The sequence below is a fragment of the Aeribacillus composti genome (assembly GCF_007827555.1).
Lineage (GTDB): Bacteria > Bacillota > Bacilli > Bacillales > Aeribacillaceae > Aeribacillus > Aeribacillus composti.
On sequence record NZ_VISS01000007.1, the window covers coordinates 104,245 to 125,324 of the forward strand.

Below are 21,080 nucleotides of genomic sequence, written 5' to 3' on the forward strand. Positions count from 1 at the left end.
TCCACCCCTTTATATAAAATCAAAAGCGATTAATATTTTGTTGTTAATTCAGGCGGACCAAATTTTGGGCCATAAGGACCTTCATCAAGCCATCTTCCTAATTTCGGCACAATGGCTGTTAAAGATGCTGCAATTTCCCTTTTTAAATTCATTTCTGGAGAATTTCCTTGCAGGTGATGCAATGCAGTCGAAGAGCTGTTGCGATTCCACAAGCCTGCAATTCTCCGTTCATTTGCCGCTTTTTCAATCGCTTCGCGTCTTTTCTCTTCGCTTGAAGCATCAAGAGCCTTTTCAATTCCTTTAACAGCAATTAAAGCATCAGGAACCCCTGAATTCAGCCCTCTAGCACCAAATGGTGCAAATAAGTGGGCAGCTTCTCCTGCCAACAGAACTCTTCGTTTTTCGTCTGTATATGAATTGGCGACAACTTGATGAAATCTGTATGATGATACCCACGTAATCCGTTCTGCATATTTAGGATCCATAACTTTCGGAAGCCATTTTTTTACTCCTTCCACTTCTGAATATTCATCTGGATTATCGTCTTCCAGCAGTTGAAGGTCGATTCTCCACCCGCCTTTGAACGGTACAAACATCACATTCCGCCCGCCCATTGCCGGATGCTGATAGTGGAAAACCCTTTCAAGCGGCAGCGGATCATTTTCATCTTCTTCAACATCAACGACAAGAAATGTATCTTTTGTTCTTGGCCCTTCAAATTTTAATCCTGCTGTTTCACGGACGACAGAACGAGCACCGTCACAACCAATCACATATTCCGCTTCCCAAACATCCCCTTTTTCTGTCACCACTTTAATGCCGTCTTCTTCTGAAATCACTTCTTTCACAGGGGCATCCCATACAAATTCAACGCCGGCTTTTTCACAATAATCATATATAATCGATTCAATATGATTTTGATGTAATGACGTAAATGGCGGAAGCGTTGTCGGATCACTAGTATCCGTCACACCGTAATTTCTTACGTACACTTCTTTCCCTTTATAAATCGTGCGTTTTATCGGCCAGACAACACCATTTCTCGCAATTTCAAAACCAAGTCCTTCATCAATGCTTTCAAGCAGCTTCAACGTTGCGTTATGAATATAAATTGCTCGGCTTCCAGGTCTTGGCCGCCCTTTCGGCTCTGCTTCAATCACGACAGAAGAAATTCCTCTTTTTTTGAGTGCCAATCCTGCTACAAGGCCAACTGGACCGGCGCCTACAACGACAACTGTACGCTTGTTGCTCATGACATATCTCTCCTTTACATAAATGAAATGGATGGATTGATTGATGGAAACGCTTACTATGATTCTATTATAATGGCATTTTTTCTTTATTCGTCACTCATTCGTTCCTCTATGCGGGACAAATAAAATACCTTTGCTATTTTTTTAAATTGAATGCCCCTCGCGTCTGCAAGGTGCCAGATTTTCTTTGCGGGAGCTCGATAAGGTATATGTTGAGTTTGGGATTGCGGCATCAGCTCATACATGCTGAAAGGGGCTGTCCGATGAATTTCTAAAATGAAGGATTTGGGAGAAATACTACCGTGAAGGACAAAATAATCGAATAAAATTTGCAAATGTCCTTCATATAGGTAATGAAGTTCAACAAGAAGCAATTGTATGTGCTGAATGTCCGTCATAAAACGTTTGGAGAACGTAATTAAGAAAAGTCCTTCATAAGACTTCTGAAGGATATAAACAGATAGAAAAAATGGTTTGTCCGATAAGTCCCTAAAATGAAGGGGCTCCAAAAAGTCAGTTAACCCTGACTTTTTGGACAGCCCCTTCAAACAAAAATCGAAATATATTAAGGGGGCTGTCGTTTTTTTCGGCTTATGACGCCCCCTTAAATGTTTTAGAAACGTTATATATGTGCTTATGATTTTTTGTTTTCAATGGAGAATTGACTTCCTGAACAGCCCTACTTGAATTATTTTTGGAACTTATCGGACACCCATGTAAGAAACAATCGATTATAGCTTGTGAATGCCTGAATAATTTCCGGCAGTTATAACGGCAGATGCTATCAATCGTTTATCATGAACAAAATCATTGTTGCTTGATTGAATCGTTTTAAATAATTTTTCTTTTTGCTGCTTTATTTGTTCATCGTGTAACACACTGAACTTGAACATTTCTGACACGATTTTACTAGATGCCTCATATGCGAAAATTTTTGCCAATAGTTTCTTTTCTTTTATTTTTTTCTGATCTTTATTTGCGAGTAATTTTTCTACTCGAAATAAATTGCTTTCAATTGCATAAATCGAAATGGCCAAATTTGCCAACCATGCTAAAATTTCTTGTTCTTCCTTATAATTTTCAAATGACTGTAAAATCATTTCCATCGCTTGTCCCGCGAGCCTTCTCAAGTTGGACAGCAGCTCCCACTCCTGCGCCATTTCTTCAGATGGACCTTCATCCAGCTTTCTGAAATCCGGCCATTCCGCTTTTGATTGCAGCAGTGTTTGGGCAATAATCATCCGGTTAATCTCGTTTGTTCCTTCAAATATTCTGTTAATCCTTGAATCGCGGTAAAGGTGCTCCACTTCATATTCGGAAATATAACCGTATCCTCCATGCATTTGCAGCGCTTCATCCACAATGATATCCAGCGCTTCGGAAGCAAACACCTTGTTGATCGAAGCTTCCACTGCAAATTGCTTTAAAATATCTCTATACGGTATATTATTTTCTTTACAGTACTGATATCCCCGATCCAACTCGCCGGCAGAACGATATACCATGCTTTCAATCGTAAATATTTTTGCAGCTATGTCGGCTATTTTTTCTTGAATTAACGGAAATTGCGACAGCGGCCGATTAAATTGTTTCCGCTCTGATACATGCTGAACGGCGAGCTCCAATGCTCTTTTTGCCATGCCGAGGCTTGCAGCTGATATTTTATGGCGGCCGTTATTCAAAATGTTAAACGCAATCAAATGTCCCCTGCCAATTTCCCCTAATACATTTTCAACCGGAACTTTTACATCCTCCAAAATGACCGGTGTTGTTGAAGAGCCTTTTAAACCCATTTTCTTTTCTTCCGGTCCTATTGTAATCCCTTCACTGTTTTTATCGACAATAAAGGCGGTGAACTTCTCACCGTCCACTTTCGCGTACAAAATAAAGAAATCTGCAAAAGATGCATTAGTAATAAATTGTTTTTCGCCATTAATTAAATAGTATTTGCCGTCATCAGACAATCGTGCTGACGTTTTGATACTTAAGGCATCCGTTCCTGCCGACGGTTCTGTCAATGCATACGCACCAATTTTTTCGCCGCTAACTACGTAAGGCAAATATTTTTCCTTTTGTTCGTCTGTTCCATAATACACAATCGGAAGGGAGCCAATTCCAATTTGCCCTCCAAATGTTGTTGAGAAAGATCTCGTCTTTCCAATTTCCTCCATGATGATAACCGAGCTGATTTTGTCTAAATCAAGCCCTCCGTATTCTTCAGGCACATCTGATCCTAATAGACCTAATTCTCCTGCTTTTCTTAAGAGCTCAATCGATTGATCAAATTGTTGTTTTTCTATTTCCGGCAAAACAGGCAAAACTTCTTGTTCCACATAGGCTGATGCAGTGCTAGCTATCATGCGATGTTCTTCAGTAAAATTCTCCGGTGTAAATATATCATCTAAAGAAATCACTTTTTTCAAAAAAGGGTTGCTTGAAAATTGTTCCATTTTATAACACCTCTGTTTTTTACCATTCATTTTTCTCCCAAAGCTGCTTCACCTGTTATTAGAGCAAAATCAAGAAAAGTGCATTTGCACCAATAAGCTGAAAACAGTCCCCATAACCACCGGCATCTGTATAAGCTTGCTGAATAGAAGCACAAAACATAATGGCATCACATACATAATGGAAAGAACAAAAGCTAAAGGCACGAAAGAATAGCGGGAAATTCCAAATCATACATCACTTTTCCTTTGCGTCCAAAAAAAGAGGCGGAGTCAGCCGAAATAACGGCTGAAAAGCTCATCAAGAGACGACAAATTATATGGAAGGTAAGTAATTGCTGCTGCAATATCGAAAAAAGACAAGAATAGAAGCAGGGAGCCGCCAAAAGATTAAGAAAATCCGGATCTCGCAAATGAAATCAAATGAGCATGCACAATCATCAAACGCTTATGAACATTTTTTGCAATCGTTTTCAAATTTTAAAAGATTGGAAGCAAAAATAATAGATTTGAGATATTGTTATTTTATCTGAATTTTCGGAAATTATAACTCGTTTATTCAGTCAATAAACCAGCTTCCAAATCGCAGCATGGACATCAAACGCATGAATGACTTCAATACCATGGCAAAACTGTCCGTTACGACGAGTTAAATAAATAATGCCGGCCGGCAGTGTAAAGAAACCAACAGGAAACATTATATGGAATTGATGCTCAGCTTCATAAGATATCCTGATATTTTCCAAATCATAATCGCCGGAGTTTCAATGTTTCAGCCGATAAGCTGTTCTTAAACTCTTCTTTTCATCGAACCATTTACGCATTGAAATTAAATTTTTCCATCACTTGGTCTTTCAGTCTTACCTTTTGAATTTTACCGCTCGCTGTGACAGGAAAATCTTCTGTGAAAATAATTTTGTTTGGAACTTTGTAAGATGCCATTTGCGCTTTAACAAACTCTTTTAATTCTTCCTCTGTGCAAGCTGCGCCTTTTTTCAGCTTTATAACAGCACAAACTGATTCGCCCATTACTTCATCAGGCAAGCCTATGACAGCTGCTTCGACAACTTGAGGGTGTTTAGTTAAAACTGCCTCGACTTCCTGCGGATAAATGTTGAAGCCTCCACGAATGATCATTTCTTTTTTTCGCCCGACGAAACGAAGGTTTCCTTTTTCATCCAACACTCCGAGATCTCCCGTATAAAACCATCCTTCTTTATCCAAAACCTGCTCTGTTTGTTCCTTCATTTTGTAATACCCTTTCATGGTGCCAAAGCTGTGGATGGCAATTTCACCAACTTCGCCTGGAGGGAGCTCCTGCCGATTTTCGTCTACAATTTTCAGCTTTACACCTTCGATCGGTTTTCCTACAGTTTCCAATATCACTCGTTCATCCTGTTCATCATAGTCAGTCGCAGTAACAGATCCTGTTTCGGTAATTCCGTATGATTGGCACAAGTTTATTCCCATCCGCTCCCGAATTTCTTTCACTTTGTTTGGTGGAATAGGTGATGCCCCGACAATACCCGCTCGCAATGAAGAAAGGTCATAATCTTCAAAATCTTCTTGTTCTAATTCTTTTATAAACATGGCGGGAACTCCTTGTTTGATCGTCACTTTTTCCTGTTCAATTAATTTTAATGTTTCCTTCGGATGATATTTCTCTTGCAAAATGATTCTTGCGCCGCAAGAGATCGCACAAAACAAATTGACGGCCATTCCAAAAATATGGAATAAAGGAGCAGGAACGATAAACACATCTTTTTCAGTACATCTAATCGTTTTAGCCATAATATTAGCTGATTGAACAATGGCGCGATGGCTAATCATTACACCTTTCGGAATGCCTGTCGTTCCTGATGTATACAATAAACAAAACAAATCGTTGTTGACATCAAGCTTTTCAGCTGGAGCATCTTCTGACGCGGAAGACGCTACTTCTTGATAGGATAATAGATCAGGATGTTCAAAACGAACAGAAATCAAAGTTTTTACAACTTGGAACGCTTGCTTAAATCCAATGTTTTCATCAAACTGTTCCGTTACAAACAACACTTTTGGCTCCGAATTTTTGAGAATGTATTCCACTTCGTGATGCTTATACTTCGGATTAAACGGAACTAGAATTGCACCTATTTTGGCCGCTGCTACAAAAATAACGGCTGTTTCGTTCCAGTTTGGCAAGCAAACAGCGACTCGATCTCCCTTGTTGATCCCCAGCTTTTTCAAACCCGCAGCCAGCCGGTTAGCTTCTTGAAAAAATTCGCCATAGGTCAATCTGTTTTTCAGGTCATAGAGCACTTCTTTATCTTTATAGGCTTTCACCGTATGTTCTACCAACTCGTACACCGAAAACAAATAATTGTTCATTGCTTCGCCATCTCCTCTTACGCAAATATTCAAAACATGTAAGACACGAAGCATCCTGAGTCATTTCATATCGGACACTTCGTGAAATTACATGATTTGTTCGATGACTTTTTCTATATAAAATAACCTTTTCAACATGAAGTCGGTTGTATCGCTTTTATTATTTTCCAACGTAAACCGGCTTGCGCTTTTCTACAAACGCTTTCAATCCTTCTTTTCGATCTTCTGTTGAAAAGGCATTGGCAAAACTAGATGCTTCAAGGGTCAATCCTGTTTCCAGATCAGCATTGCTGCCAGCATTGACAGCTATTTTCAGCATACGAAGAGCTACAGGCGGTTTTTGGGCTAGCTTTTCTGCCCATTGTTTGGCAGTTGCCAGCAGTTCTTCGCCAGGTACAACTTTGTTCACTATATGAAGCTCCAACGCTCTGTTAGCATCAAACATGTCGCCAAAATAAAGTAATTCTTTAGCAATGCCTTGACCGACAATTTTTTGCAGACGCTGGGTGCCTCCGCCGCCAGGAATAATGCCAAGACCGACTTCAGGGAAAGCAAATTTAGCTTTTTCCGAGCAAATCCGCAGATCACAAGCCAATGCAAGCTCTAAGCCTCCGCCTAAAGCAAGACCGTTAATGGCAGCAATGACAGGTTTGGATGCGTTTTCAATTTTTGAAAAAGCTTCCCTTGACACACGGTTCATATTCATCATGCCAACAAGATCGAGATCAGCCATTTCGTTAATATCTGCTCCGGCAACAAATGCTTTTTCACCGCTGCCTGTTAAAATAATGACTCTTACTTGGCTGTTTTCTTCCAGCTCGTTAAAAACGGTTACAAGCTCTTTAAATACTTTTGAATTCAGCGGGTTGACAGGCGGGCGGTTGATGGTGACAACTGCTACATGCTGTTCAATATCGCATGTTAAAAATTCCAAGCTCATCTTCAGTCCTCCATTCTCATGATTAGTCATAGTCGTAAAAACCGGCTCCTGTTTTCCTTCCAAGTCTTCCTGCTCTTACTAATTGCTTTAGAAGCATTGGAGGTGCGAAACGATTATCATTAAACTCATTTTTCATATATTCCATTACGTAGTAGCCGATATCAACACCGGCAAAATCTTGAAGTGTGAACGGCCCCATAGGATAGTTCAGCCCGAGCGTAACCGCTTTATCAATATCTTCCGCTGTAGCTACCCCTTCTTCGAGCAGCTTAATCGCTTCAATAAATTGCGGAATCATAATACGGTTGACAATAAATCCTGGAGTGTCTTTTTTCACTTCCACCGGCTCTTTATTCAGCTTTTTCGCAAATTCCTTCAGTTCTACTACTGTTTCATCGCTTGTTTTATATCCTCGAACAACTTCCACTAATTTCATGATCTGCGCAGGATTGAAGAAATGCATTCCTGCGACGCGTTCCGGCCTGTTCGTTGCAGACGCAATCTCTGTTATGGACATGGAAGAAGTATTTGTTGCCAAAATCACATGGTCAGATGTAATTTGATCCAATTTCGCGAAAACGCTTTTTTTCACTTCCAAATCTTCTATAACAGCTTCAATCACAATATCAGCCTGTTTAAAATCCTCCAAATTTGTCGTAACTTGAATTCGTTCCAAAACTTCCTTTTTTTGCTCTTCGGTCATTTTTCCTTTTGCAACGCTTTTTTCCATAAATTTATTTATTCTTGATAAGCCGTTATCAAGAAATTTTTGTTCGACATCATGCAAGATAACTTGAAATCCTGAAATGGCGGCCAAATTGGCGATGCCGCTTCCCATCGAGCCTGCTCCAACTACCCCGACTTTAGATATCGTCATAGTCACAACTCCTTTTAAAAACATAACTTTATTAATATTCTGTAAATTATTATAGAAAATATAAAATGAAATAAACACCTACAAAATACGGAAAAAGCTTCTCTTCTATCAACAATTTTGTGGAAAAAACGCTGTGGCGCTTTTATATTCTTTCAGTTGTTTTTGAATAATACAGGTCATAAAGCTTATAAGCCATCATCATATTAAATCGATGATCAGCATCATTTAAATCAATTTCCAGCAGCGATTCAATCTTTTCAAGACGATAAAGAAGGGAGCTTCGATGAATAAACAGCTCTTCTGCCGAATTTTTAATATTTCCGTTGTTATAAAGGAACGCTCGCAGCGTATGGAATAAATCCATACTTTTCCCTTCCGAATAATTCAATAACGGTTCAAGATGCCTTTTGATGAAAAATTCCACCGCTTCTTTATTATCTAAATGATGTAAAATAGTGTAAGCACCCAATTCCTCAAACAAAGCAAACCCTTTGTGGCGAAACCTGTGAAACACGACATTCAAAGCTTGGATAGCCTGCTGATAGCTAATATAATAATCATTTAAATTTTCAGTTTTACCGCCGATCCCCATGAATACTTGGCATTCAATATTGCCTTCTCGAACCCAATTTTTTATATTTCTATAAAATACTTTCCAATAGTTTTTTGGATGCTTGCCTTCTTCTTTTACCGGAACAATCAATATATAGTTTCCATCGTTTGTCGCCATGATAATTTCTTTGCTGAAACGGGAAATTTGTGTTTTCAACTGGTCCCAAATCAATGTTTTTTTAGATTGTTGAACAAGCAAATTACTGTTTTCCGTTTCCTTCTCATCTAATAAAATCGACAACACCGCTAATCGGTGCTGATGAAATAAGTTCCATTGGAATAAATTCGCATATTGTAAAATCCGCTCTTGATCCTCTATACGTTCCACAAGCAATTTGCTGACAAAACTATCCTTTACCTGCTCTTTTGTATCCAAAACAAGCTTCTGCTTGATAAATTGGATCGAACAAATATTTCTTGCCAAATCAATTGTCAGCTGATCAAATTCATCCATGTCATTTTCGCCAATTTCGACAGCCAAAAACCCAAGCAAATTTCCTCCGCCGTTCACCTTCCACAGCCGGAAATGAAGCTCTTCCCCGTCATCCAATTGGATGTGGAGTTTCCTTCCGTTTTCTATCAATCTCTCTTTATTTCCGCTGCCCATCAGCCTTTCTACATCTTTATTTGATAAATCATAATGATGGAAGGAACAAGAAATCGGCCTCATAAAACGGTCGAACAAAAGGACGGATTTGGAAAAAAGACTTCTTAAAGCAGACGTAATACCGTCAAAATTGTCATGTTCAACTGTTTCTTTCACGAGGGCGTGCTGATAATCAAGCAGAAAGTAAAGACGTTCTTTATGCTCCTTTTCGTTTTTATATAAACGGGCATTTTCCAAAATAGCGGCAATATGATTGGAAAGCAGCTTTAATATCTCCAAATCATCTTCATTAAAAACTCCCTTTTGTTTCTCTTCTACATGAAGCACACCGATTGTTTTCAAATCAAATATTAATGGAACGGTCAGTTCAGACCCGCCTGGAGTATCCAAAAACGGAAAGTATTCCTTTAAAACATAATTTGTTTCAATATTAATCCGTTCCGGTTTTTCAAATGGACCATAGGATGGAGGCTGAAAAATAAAATGATTTTCTTTTTCGTTATATAAATAAATACAAGCCATCCTTGCATTAGTTCCTTTTCCGGCGCGTTCCACAAGTGTTTCAATATTTTTTTCAAGCGGCACATCAAGCGACAAATTTTTGCTGATCCACTCGATCCCTTCGATTTTTTTAATTTGTGCTTCTTTTTGTTTTGCCATTGCAATTGCAACAGCTACATCTTTGCCGAATTCATCAAAATGTGCCTTCATATCCAACAGAGGTACGTAGTCAAGATAGGCAATAATGCAAAAGCCCAAGCTGCTCATATCGTCTTTGAGAGGAACTGTAAACCACGTTTTTACTTTTTCTTTTTTCATTAAATTGGTAAACTGACAGTCGCCTGCTTGCTCTGCTTTATCATATGTTAAGCTTTGGTGAAGGAGATTCGGCGAACAGTTTTGAACCTGCAGCGGAAAGGATTCCGTTATTTTCTGCAAATCTCCGCTCCAAACTTTCAAACTCAGCTCCTCTCCCTCTTGTAAAATGATGCCGACAAAATCACATGAAAACTGGGAGCGGAAGGAATCAGCCAAAAATTGCAATGCCTCTTCCTCCGTATCAATTTTCACTAGATGTCTAGCCGTTTTTCGCAAATGATTTTCAATCTTTCTCATTAATTTTTCCCGTTTTGATTCTGTCAAAGAGGACTCCTCCTTTTTGAAGAAGCTTGTGTCAATATTTCAAAAAATGAAAAACATGCTATAATTCAATTTAAACAAAAACAAATGCTGCGTACAAATTTTATTTGAAAAATGAAAACGTTGATGGTAATTTGTTAAATAGCTGTGGCTTTATCCACGCTTTTAAAAATTTTGCTACGATCTTTTGCGAGGATGGTACAAATGATCAATATTCTTGTCACACTGAATTCAAATTATATTCCCCCGCTGAAAGTTATGTTAAATTCATTATTCCAAAATAATATTGAAGAAAAATTTTCGATATATATCATGTATTCAAATATTTCCGATCAAGATTTACACGAATTGGATCAATTTGTAAAACGTCATAACCAAAGTTTATATCCAATATACGTAGACCCTAAGCTCTTTGAAGATGCACCCGTTTTTCGCCATTATACATCAGAAATGTATTATCGATTAGCTTCCCATCAATTTTTGCCAGACGATTTGGACCGAATTCTGTACCTTGATCCCGACATCGTTGTAATCAATCCCATCAAAGATTTTTACTATAGTGATTTTGAAAATTGCTTGTTTATTGCTTCTGAACATACACATTCTACAAAAGTTGCCAACCTTTTTAATAAATTAAGGCTTAAAACCCCGAATGCGAAAGGATATTTTAATACGGGCGTTTTGCTTATGAATTTGGAACGGATTCGGAAAGAAGTGAAATTGGAAGATATATATGCATTTATTAATGAAAACCGTTTAAAGCTTGTCCTTCCTGATCAAGATGTGCTCAATGCTTTATACTGGGATAAAATTAAACCTGTTGATTGTTATCGATACAATTATGATGCAAGATATTATGAAATTATTAAATTGCTTCCAAATGCAAAGCATGGGATGGAGTGGATAAAAGAGAATACTGTTTTTATCCATTATTGCGGGAAAGACAAGCCTTGGCAAAAAAACTATAAAGGAGAGCTGGGAGCTTTTTATAAAAAGTACGAAATACTATAAAGAGCGGCAAAAAACATTTATCATCACATCTCCGCGTTAATAAAAGGGGCTTGTCTAATAAGTCGTTTTTTCGGCTTATTGACACCCCTTTCTTACATTTAGTCAAGTACTTTTTTAAATTCTTTTGGAGATATGAATTAATGTTTTAGAAAACGTTGATATATCGACGTTAATGATTTTTTGTTTTCAATGGGGATTTGACTTTCTGGACGGCTCTTTTTGACTAAAACTTTCCTGACTTAAAAATGGAAAATAACAGCCACAAAAACATGAGCGTTGCTACGCCAAAACCGATTTCAATCGCTGGAATTTTCCAAAGCAGTGTTGATTGCCTTCCCATTGAAGAACCAATAATAATCCCTACCATAATAATACTGAATGCCAATAGCACGATGCTGAACGATAACCGATTGCTGATGCGGTCAAGTTTTTTCAGAAAAAGATCTAATTCCGGAATCGTGATCTCATGGCGGAGTCTGCCCCGCTTCATTAAAGAAGCGATCTCTGCTACATAAGCTGGAAAATCCATTAGCAGTTCTGTATAATCTGTTACGTGTTTCCATGCATTTTCAGCGATATACTTCGGATGCAAGCGCTCCTTTGCCAGCCGGCGACCAAAAGGCTCAGCAACATCGATAATTCTAAAATCTGGATTCAATTTTTCGACCACGCCTTCAACCGTCAAAAGCGTTTTTCCTAATAGTGTTAAATCAGAAGGGATTTTGATGGAATGTTTGAAAGCTGCTCGAAAAAGGTCGTTCACAGCTTCACCGATGCTGACTTGGTGTAACGGAACACCGTAATACTTTTCCCGTAAATCTTCGATGTCCGCTCTCAATTGCTTTAAATCGATATCTTCAGGAACGATGCCCATGCGCAAAATGGCTTTCATGACGCCATCCGTACTCTGCCTCATTAAAGAAATCACTAATGATGAGAAATGATGCTTCATGTCCGATGTAAGCCGGCCGGTCATTCCGAAATCAATGAAGGCAATGATTCCGCCCTGCTTAATGATGACATTTCCAGGATGGGGATCGGCATGAAAAAAACCATCTATAAATATTTGCCGGAAAATTTCTTTTGATAAAATTTCTGTAATATGATCCAAATGGTATCCATTTGTTTTTAGTTTTTCAATCTCATTTAGTTTAATTCCTTCTACATATTCCATTGTTAATACTCTTTTCGTCGAGTACTCCCAAAACACTTTCGGAATGTAGACAGCTTGTTCATTTGCACTCTGTTTAGAAAATTTGTCTGCATTTCGGGCTTCAATGGTATAATCGAGCTCAGCACGAAGAGCCTTTGAAAACTCTTCAATCATGTCCCTGACCTGATACTTTGCAGCCCATTTTAGCCTATGCTCCGCTAATACCGCTAAATCTTGAAGAATTTCTAAGTCCGTTTCAATCACATTCGAAATATGAGGGCGTTGAATTTTTATAGCCACTTTTTCACCCGAATGCAAAACGGCTTGATGAACTTGTCCTATTGAAGCAGCAGCTAACGGAGCATGATCAAAGTGCCGAAAAATTTTTTCTATTTCACCGCCCAATTCTGATTGAACAATCTCACGCACCTCATCAAAAGAAAAAGGCGGAACTCGATCCTGCAATTTTTCCAATTCACTAATAATCTCCTCCGGCAGCAAATCAGGACGGGTGCTCGCAATTTGACCTAATTTTATAAATGTCGGGCCTAATTCTTCCAATACAAGCCTTACCCGTTCACCTATCGTTTTGGAATGATGCTCAGTTTTTCTGCCAAAAAAAGCTTTTTGCGGCAAAGAAAGAAATTGCGAAATACCCATTTCCTCTACGACGAATCCAAATCCATTGCGAATTAAAGCAGACGCGATATCCCGATAACGGCCAATATGCCGCATCCTTTTTCCAACCACTTTACCGCCTCCTCAACAACAAAGGACCTTTTAACAGGTCCTCTTTTACTCATCTTCCTTTTCCAATTTGCGAATCTTTTCTTCCAGTTCTCGGATATCCTCCTTCGTTGCTATATCTAGTTTGTTGATCACCTGAGCCACTTGCTCTCGAACAAGACGCTGCAGTTCAGTTTTTTCTTCTTCACCGCGCTTGATTAGCTGGTTAAAAACTTCTTTTGATTCTTCAATCGATATCTCGCCTTTTTTCACGAGTTCATCTACAAACTTTTTCACTTGTTCTTTGCTTGCTACAGCTAAACCAAGTCCGAACGCCAATCCCTTTTTGAATAAATCCATTATGCTTGCCCTCCATTTCTTTCGAATTTCAACACGAGGCTTTATCCTTGTTATCACCTTAATCTTCTATTTTATTCAGTAAAATTCCTTCACTTTCTTTTCGAAGTGTAAAACAACAACCACATCTTATAAAATTCGGCTATTTTTGTTATTTCGTCACATCTTCCAGCTTCGCTTCTGTTACTTGCTGCAAATCTTTGACGCTGAGCTCCATTTGCACGCCGATTTTGCCCCCGCTGACAATAATATGCTCGTGTTCCAATGCAGTTGAATCGATAATCGTCGGGTAATGTTTCTTCATGCCGATCGGCGAACAGCCTCCGCGGATATAGCCTGTCCATTTTTGTAAATCTTTTACTGGCAGCATTTCGATTTTTTTCTCTCCTGTTATTTTCGCAGCTTTTTTTAAATCTAATTCTGCCTCAACAGGGATGACAAATACATAAATGTTGCCGGCGCTGCTCTTAGCAACTAATGTTTTATATACTGATTCAGGGCTTCTGCCAATCATTTGTGCAACAGAAATCCCATCAACCTTCCCCTTTTGGACATCGTAAGTAATCACGTTGTATTGTATTTTTTCTTTATCAAGAATTCGCATTGCGTTTGTTTTTGTGTTCATTGTTTATACCTCTCCAAAAGCAGAATATTTTAGGATGAGCGATGTGATGAAAAATATAAATGGACGGCATCTCCAATACAGGCTGTTGTGTCTCAATCGTTAAACAGTTCACTTAACACCTTTTTTCTATTTTCGAGAAACCGCCTAGTAATAATATAATGCATAGTTTCTTCATATTTTACTTCCTTTAGCGGATGTTCATCAAAATTTAAGATTTGGGCATTTGGATAGCCGAGTAAAATGGGAGAATGAGTAGAAATAATAAACTGCGCATCGTTTTCCAAATCTTTTATGATTCTTAATAAAGTCAGCTGTCTAGCAGGTGAAAGTGCTGCTTCAGGCTCATCCAACAGATAGATCGCTTTTTTTCCAAAACGATTTGTTAAAAGTGAGAGAAAAGCTTCCCCGTGCGACTGTTTGTGAAGAGAACGGCCTCCATAATAAGGGAGACTTTCAGGAATTGTATCGAGATACGACGCAAAATGATAAAAGGTCTCAGCTCGCAAAAAAAACCCGTTCGTCACTTTTGGCATCCATGACAGCCGTATGTATTCCCCAAGGGCCGCATCGGAAGCATCTACATGAAAATTATTGTTTTTGCCTCCTCCGGCTGTATTAAAGCCACACTGATAAGCTATTGCCTCAAGGAGCGTTGATTTTCCGGAACCGTTTTCCCCGACAAAAAAAGTAATATTGGAACGAAACGAAATGGATTTTAAATTTTTTATTGCAGGAATCGAAAACGGGTAGCTATTTAAATCAATATCTTTATTTCTTAAAATTTCGAGGCTTTTCAAATACATTGAATTCATCTCCAAAGTCGTTCGTATTTTCATATTCACTGTGCACGTTTCACATAAAATAAACAACTGCCGATTGCTTGATGTTTTATGGAAAAAATTTTTTGGAATATTGCGACCTTTGAAGTTGATCGCTTTGAAAATCATCAAATGTTGTATTCCGACTTCCAAATTTCTGCATTCATTGAAAAAGTTTCATTATAAACGAAACGGGCGATGGAGATTTTCGTCTCAACGCTGCATATTTTCTTAGTTTTTGATAAATATGTCGCAAAAACTTATTGTTTACAATTAAAGCTCGCCAACGAATAAATGATTTTTGTATGGTGGCCATTGATTCGAAAAAGTGTTTTTTCCTATCTGATCATCGTCTTGTAAATATGATAATTTTCGTCATCAAAACAAACGAACAATATTGATTGAATGCTTCGGATGAATTGATTTTGAATACACTCCTTAACGGTCTCTAAAGCAATTTGGGCCGCTTCATGCTTTGGAAAACGATAAACACCAGTACTGATATTTGGAAATGCGATCGTTTTCACGAAATGCTCTTCCGCAAGCTTTAAGGAGTTTATGTAGCAATTTCTTAGCAACTCCCTTTCTTGATAGGCTCCGCCTTTCCATACTGGTCCGACAGTATGAATAACGTATTTGGCGGGCAAATTTCCTGCAGTAGTAATAACTGCTTCCCCGGTCGGACATCCTCCTGTTCTTTCCCTGATCTTTTTGCATTCCTCCATAATCTCCGGCCCGCCTGCTCTATGGATCGCGCCGTCGACACCCCCGCCTCCCAAAAGTCCGTTGTTAGCCGCATTAACAATCGCGTCAACAGTACACTTTGTAATATCGCCTTTTATTACCTCCAATTCAGTATCGTTAATAACGATTTTCATTAATATCAACCTCCGTTTTTATACAAATATGAATTTGTATACTGACAGTCAGCTCCTAGTTACGGAAACCCTATTAGACGATACTTTAAACCTTATTGTGTTATATCCACGATCGTTTTTTGAACGAATTTGAACAATTCAATGATGTCTCAATTGTGCGACCTTTAGGAGTTTTCATATTGACATCATACAACCATTTCTTCTTTGTCTTATCATAACAAATATAAATCGGAAAATACATATAAGACCAACTGTTACAATAAAGCTTGCATATTTTTTTACCACACAAATCAAACTATAAATACTTTTAAAAATAAATTGCGGAGGACATGAAGTGAGACGTGCTATAAACAGTTTAAATGAATTTTTAAAAGGAAATTATATGGCAATTCACGCTTATAATGAATATATAAATCGTGCTAAGCAACCGGAACTTAAATTACTGTTACAACAGTTACAGCAAAATCATCAGCAACATGCGATGGAGATAACGAAAAGAATACAAGATCTTGGCGGAAAACCAGTTGATCATCCTGGAATCAAAGGGAAAAGTATGGAGATATTTAAAATGTTAACAGACCACAACAATGAACCGGACCATATAGTAAAAGATGCACTAGCTGGTGAAAAACGTGGTATTGAAATATCACAGAACATTGTAAATGGAACTTTAGATGACCAAAGCTACAGACTTGTTCAACAAATTTTAGATAAAAACATAAAACATCTTGACCTTTTGAATCAGGCTTTACATGACATACAAAAAAAAAAGCCGATTGATACAATCGGCTAAAATGTGTGTACAATGATAATGTCATATACCCGTGGTGCTAGATAAAATCTCGAGACATAAAAACAGCCCTTGCATGAGGATCTCCTTTAAAATGAAAGTGCGAACAAACATTCAAAAGGAGAAGTTCCATGCAAGAGCACTTTCATTTTACAATAAACCAAGCAAAAATTCAAAAGCAATATACCGCGATCTTATTCGTTGTATCAGCACAACTGTCTTGTATTCAGATGTATTTGCAACGTCGAAATCGTCATTTGTTGAAGCAAGAGGATGAGGTTATCATCGCCATTCACGTTCTTGGAAAATTGCTGGGTTTTACTTCGGAACGGGCTTGGCATCGATTTGTCATTGGAAACCTGTTCACCAAGGAAAAGTTCCTAGAGCGCTCTCGATACAACCGTCGATGCCGTTCTTTGCGTTGGGCCATCAAATGGATTCGTCACCAACTCGCCAAACGTGGACAACATCACGCTTATGCGGTAGTGGACAGCTTACCCATTGAACTCTGCCACCACGCACGAATGTATCGCGTCAAACGATTTCAAGGAATCGCAGATATTGGGTATTGTGCATCCAAAAAGATGGTTTACTATGGGTTTAAGCTTCATCTTCAGATTACCGACCAAGCGCTTCCGATGGGATATGTCCTGACCGAGGCATCCTGCCACGATCGGACAGCTGCGGAAACAGTGATGACTCAACTTCCTCATCCGTATACACTTGGCGACAAAGGATATGTGAGCCAAGCCCTGCAAAAGAAGCTGTACGATGAATACAAGATCGCTTTTTGGACGCCTGCCCGAAAAAATCAACGTGTGGTGCAATCAAAAGAATGGAAACAATGGATGAAGTGAAAACGCAAAATCGTCGAAACCGCGTTCTCGGTTTTAGTGGATTCATTTCGGATCACGAAAATTCGCGCCAATTCGATCTCTGGATTTGAAACGGCGCTTGATGCCATTTTATTGGCCTATTCGCTCGTTGTTCTTGGGCTAGTTGAGCGTTGACGCTCAACTAGCACCATGGGTAATGTCATATACATTTTTGTAGGTTATTTCTCTTTTGCAAGAATTTAGGAGGTAAAAGCCAACGGATAAATGTAAACCATCTTAACTAACCGAATTTCATTTCTCCTCCCGGTGATCTTCATTCTTTATGAAAAGTGAACATCTTTAAACATGATCAACTGCTTATGAAGAATGAACTTGCTTTGTCTCCCCAAGTTTTCTTTTGCGAATGGGAATTAGGATCAAAGTAACGAAAATTGTCATGATCGCTAAGGTTACGGCAGAATAAAAGAGTCCATTGTAACCATCTTGTGCTGCCATTAAGGTGATTTGATCGACACTCGATTGGATCACTTCTTTTAACCCTGGATCTTTGACTTGATTGATGATTCCCAGCATCTGATTTTCGGAAAATTCCCCAGATGACGTACCAAATTGTTGAGATAGTTGGTAAAACTCCTTCATGGCTTCCGAACTTAAACTCGTCCCTCCTATCTTTTCCTTTAGTATAATAGGAAAATGGGATTTAAATAACTCGGGAATGTGATTGAATCCCCTAGCGATGAAACCTGCGTAGATCGTTGGAGCGAGGGTCATACCGATTTGTCGGCTTAACGATAAGGTAGAAAGTGCGGAACCTTTATCCGACTTCAGCGTTTCTGTCGCTAAAATATTTAACGGGGCACCGAGAAGTATTCCCATTCCCAAACCTGCAACCGACGAAGAAATAATGAACTGCCATTTTGAATCAATCCATGTCGGGAACAAGAGAAAACCGATGGAAGTTATGATTCCCGATAATATCACCGCTGAAATTGGTCCTCTTTTATCAACGAATGCTCCACCCATAGATGCACCGATTCCCGCCATTATTGCAAGGGGTGTTAACCAATACCCGGAATTTTCTGACGCAATCCCGAGCACTTGTTCTGTAAATGCCGGGATAAAAATCATGGCTGCCAGCAACGCCCCAGAGAAAGTCCCTATTAATAAAGTTAAAAGGTACGTAGGTTGTTTTAACAAACGATAAGGAAGAACAGGGTCGCCGCCATTTCTTTCGAGTTTGCTTTCATGAAAAATCAAAGCAATGAAAAGAACAATCCCCGATAAAATAAAACCATACACATTTGGGCTCAACAAGCTGTCTACAAATTCGACACCTTCGATATTCGTCAATCCATACATGATTCCTAAAACGGAAAGAGATAGTAAAACCGTTCCGAACAAATCGAGACGCCCAGTTTCCGGGTCTTTCGTTTCTTCTAATTTTACCCATCCAAAGATAATTAAAAATATCGCTATCGGGACATTGATAAAAAATAATACATGCCATTTACCTGTTAAATCTAATAACATGCTGCCAATATTCGGTCCCAAAACGGCGGCAATCCCATTCATTCCACCCAACATTCCAAGGGCTTTTCCTTGTTTTTCAACCGGCATCGTACTTAGTACATGTGAACTACCGATAATGAAGATTCCCCCTCCACCAAGAGCCTGTAAGAATCGAGCACTTAAATAAAAAATAAAATTTGGGCTTAAAGCAACAAGTAAAGATCCCAAACCAAACAAAGCAATTTCAACAATAAATAATTTTTTTCGTCCATATCGATCCGATATTTTTCCGATGATCGGGACACTGATAGCTAATCCTAATGTATAAAGGGTAACTCCCCATGCCCCCCAATTAGCAGAAACTTCGAACGAATTGTTAATCGTTGTCAGTGCAGCACTAATGATTCCATTATCTAAAGCAGCCATAAACACGCCAATTGTAAATAATATCATTGCCCATGTTTGGCTAGATGCTTTTTCTTTCAAATAAGTCACTCCCTTACTTTAAAAATACAATAAATAACTATAGTTACGCCATGTAAATTACACAACAATTGTCATCTAAAAAAAACAACAAACAAGTATCCCTTTTGCTATATGAAACTGTTTTTTTGGGAGTATCTTGCTTTGTTTTCTGATAAATAAACTCGACAAAGATGCGTCCCTTCTAGTTAAAGTCGCTGTTGGATTTCTCGTCATACTGTACACATAAACTAATAAAACTAGAATCCAATACCGTTTCACCGCCCAACGCCTGCTAATACGGTACCCATCGGGCTTAGTGGTCTTTCGCTTGATGGAAAAAGAATCGATCGACCAACGTCGACATAGTAGCGCAAAGATGTCTTTGTTACATAGCTTTCGATCGGTACTCAAAACGCAATGAAGATTGTCAAGCGTCATGGTTGATCGTCTTTTTAAGCAGAGTAGCACCACGGCATATCTGATACTTTTGTGCGCCCCTTCGTAGCGGTCAACGCGATAACGTTCTTCTCCCACCATGGACGAGATGAGTGTCTTTCAAAGAGAGTGGTCAAACTCCTTTGCCTGAACCGCCATGTCTTTTGGATAAAAAACGATTGGTCTTGAGCGTTGCAATCACGTGGAATCTTTTTTTCAAGCAAGCTTCCATGAGCGTTTGAGATTGATACCAAGAGTCCATTAGCACATAAACGGGACGGTTCACATCCAAAGAAGAAGGCATTTCAACCGCAAGTTTCCACTTTTTTCCCCAGCCGTATTGTCGTAGGGGCGAAACACGAAAGAGAAAGTCTTGAGTCATCACATGAACCGTGAGCCAAGCGAGAGAATGTACCCAGATTAACTATTTATCGGCGTGAGAATCATTCCAATCAACATCCTTGAATGATATGCTTTGTCCGTGACGAAGGATTTGTTTTTTTTTGCCAAATTGTATCGTCGAGCGAAACAAAAATGGATTGATTTTCATGTTTAGCAATGCGTTCAATGCGATGAAGCATCCCCTACTGATACTGAGTTTGCGAAGTAATGTCTCTTCATTCCAGGTTTTTTTGAGAAAAATGGCTAAGTGTCGAGCGATGATTCGGTGAAAGTTCCCAGGTAGTGATCAGTAAATGTTTTAGAAAGCCTTTCATAATCATCGCATCTTCAAGATGAACGGAATGCTTCATGATAGGTTTTTAATAAATAAAGTGCCAATGTGCTAATCTATTCATAAGACATGAACCTTCTTGTATAAATGGTTTGTTGGCACATCTATTTTAACCAAGGAGGCGGGGGCATGCCTATTTTCTTATTTGGATGTAAATATTTGTTAGATAATTTGCTCACCTACAGATTATGTAGTTCATTTGCCCATCTACAGTAAAAAGTAAAATTACTAGCACACTGCTTTGATATTTTATGAATAAACTGTAACAATCGATAAAAGAGCTTGTCAAGTTACCCTATTAATCTACTACGAAAAGTACATAAATGGTTTCAATTTCTTCTGTTTCCCCCTAGTTTGTATATTCTTTCCTCAAACAGTAATTACAATGTTCTTTTTAGAATGTATGTGCCATCTCACCAGTATTCTCTTCTCGACTATTTGAAGCATTTTGGGCTTACCAAATAAGGATATATGCCTTTACTCTCTATAATAAAGTTG

General features: G+C 38.7%; 15 protein-coding genes and 2 pseudogenes. 3 read left to right on the forward strand and 14 right to left on the reverse strand.

What is annotated here, in order from left to right:
- Positions 1–29: 29 nt before the first annotated feature.
- The 7 genes from FB379_RS05625 to FB379_RS05655 form a co-directional block, all read right to left on the reverse strand.
- Entirely contained in the window at positions 30–1,253 is a 1,224-nt protein-coding gene (locus FB379_RS05625; RefSeq protein WP_063389213.1) for an FAD-dependent monooxygenase, read from the reverse strand.
- A gap of 731 nt (positions 1,254–1,984) precedes the next feature.
- On the reverse strand, positions 1,985–3,703 hold the full coding sequence (locus FB379_RS05630; RefSeq protein ID WP_158640169.1) for an acyl-CoA dehydrogenase family protein: 1,719 nt from the start codon (positions 3,701–3,703) through the stop codon (positions 1,985–1,987).
- 560 nt (positions 3,704–4,263) lie between these two features.
- Positions 4,264–4,446, reverse strand: a complete 183-nt coding sequence (locus FB379_RS05635) for a hypothetical protein (protein ID WP_144597363.1) — start codon at positions 4,444–4,446, stop codon at positions 4,264–4,266.
- 70 nt (positions 4,447–4,516) lie between these two features.
- The gene (locus tag FB379_RS05640; RefSeq protein ID WP_130158388.1) at positions 4,517–6,070 is read right to left on the reverse strand and encodes a class I adenylate-forming enzyme family protein; all 1,554 of its coding nucleotides are present in this window, start codon (positions 6,068–6,070) and stop codon (positions 4,517–4,519) included.
- 160 nt (positions 6,071–6,230) lie between these two features.
- Positions 6,231–7,010 carry an enoyl-CoA hydratase/isomerase family protein gene (locus FB379_RS05645; protein WP_130158386.1) on the reverse strand — a complete coding sequence of 260 codons (780 nt, stop codon included), beginning with the start codon at positions 7,008–7,010 and terminating at the stop codon, positions 6,231–6,233.
- A gap of 22 nt (positions 7,011–7,032) precedes the next feature.
- Positions 7,033–7,887 (reverse strand): 3-hydroxyacyl-CoA dehydrogenase family protein, encoded by an 855-nt coding sequence (locus FB379_RS05650; protein WP_063389218.1) that lies wholly within the window; start codon positions 7,885–7,887, stop codon positions 7,033–7,035.
- Positions 7,888–8,029: 142 nt separating this feature from the next.
- Positions 8,030–10,249, reverse strand: a complete 2,220-nt coding sequence (locus FB379_RS05655; protein ID WP_130158384.1) for a helix-turn-helix domain-containing protein — start codon at positions 10,247–10,249, stop codon at positions 8,030–8,032.
- A 201-nt stretch (positions 10,250–10,450) separates the two neighbouring features.
- Here FB379_RS05655 and FB379_RS05660 point away from each other — a divergent pair, with 201 nt between their 5' ends.
- Entirely contained in the window at positions 10,451–11,257 is an 807-nt protein-coding gene (locus FB379_RS05660) for a glycosyltransferase family 8 protein (RefSeq protein WP_066248838.1), read from the forward strand.
- 223 nt (positions 11,258–11,480) lie between these two features.
- On the opposite strand, the gene FB379_RS05665 is transcribed toward FB379_RS05660, so the two are convergent.
- From FB379_RS05665 to FB379_RS05685, 5 genes are all read right to left on the reverse strand, one after another.
- Positions 11,481–13,160: an ABC1 kinase family protein gene (locus tag FB379_RS05665; RefSeq protein WP_144597365.1), complete on the reverse strand. Its 1,680-nt coding sequence runs from the start codon at positions 13,158–13,160 to the stop codon at positions 11,481–11,483.
- A 45-nt stretch (positions 13,161–13,205) separates the two neighbouring features.
- The gene (locus FB379_RS05670) at positions 13,206–13,496 is read right to left on the reverse strand and encodes a phasin family protein (protein ID WP_063389222.1); all 291 of its coding nucleotides are present in this window, start codon (positions 13,494–13,496) and stop codon (positions 13,206–13,208) included.
- A 148-nt stretch (positions 13,497–13,644) separates the two neighbouring features.
- Complete coding sequence (ybaK, locus tag FB379_RS05675) at positions 13,645–14,118, reverse strand: Cys-tRNA(Pro) deacylase (protein WP_066248834.1); 474 nt, start codon at positions 14,116–14,118, stop codon at positions 13,645–13,647.
- 92 nt (positions 14,119–14,210) lie between these two features.
- Positions 14,211–14,921, reverse strand: a complete 711-nt coding sequence (locus FB379_RS05680; protein WP_063389224.1) for an AAA family ATPase — start codon at positions 14,919–14,921, stop codon at positions 14,211–14,213.
- Positions 14,922–15,274: 353 nt separating this feature from the next.
- Positions 15,275–15,814 carry an O-acetyl-ADP-ribose deacetylase gene (locus FB379_RS05685; RefSeq protein ID WP_144597367.1) on the reverse strand — a complete coding sequence of 180 codons (540 nt, stop codon included), beginning with the start codon at positions 15,812–15,814 and terminating at the stop codon, positions 15,275–15,277.
- A gap of 334 nt (positions 15,815–16,148) precedes the next feature.
- On the opposite strand from FB379_RS05685, the gene FB379_RS05690 reads away from it, so the two are divergent.
- On the forward strand, positions 16,149–16,607 hold the full coding sequence (locus tag FB379_RS05690; RefSeq protein WP_130158378.1) for a ferritin-like domain-containing protein: 459 nt from the start codon (positions 16,149–16,151) through the stop codon (positions 16,605–16,607).
- A gap of 128 nt (positions 16,608–16,735) precedes the next feature.
- Positions 16,736–17,614, forward strand: a pseudogene (locus FB379_RS05695) (IS982 family transposase).
- Positions 17,615–17,797: 183 nt separating this feature from the next.
- Here the strand turns inward: FB379_RS05695 and FB379_RS05700 are convergent.
- Positions 17,798–19,444, reverse strand: a complete 1,647-nt coding sequence (locus tag FB379_RS05700) for an MFS transporter (RefSeq protein WP_422386923.1) — start codon at positions 19,442–19,444, stop codon at positions 17,798–17,800.
- Between the two features lie 34 nt (positions 19,445–19,478).
- Positions 19,479–20,699: pseudogene (locus FB379_RS05705) on the reverse strand (transposase).
- Positions 20,700–21,080: the final 381 nt, after the last annotated feature.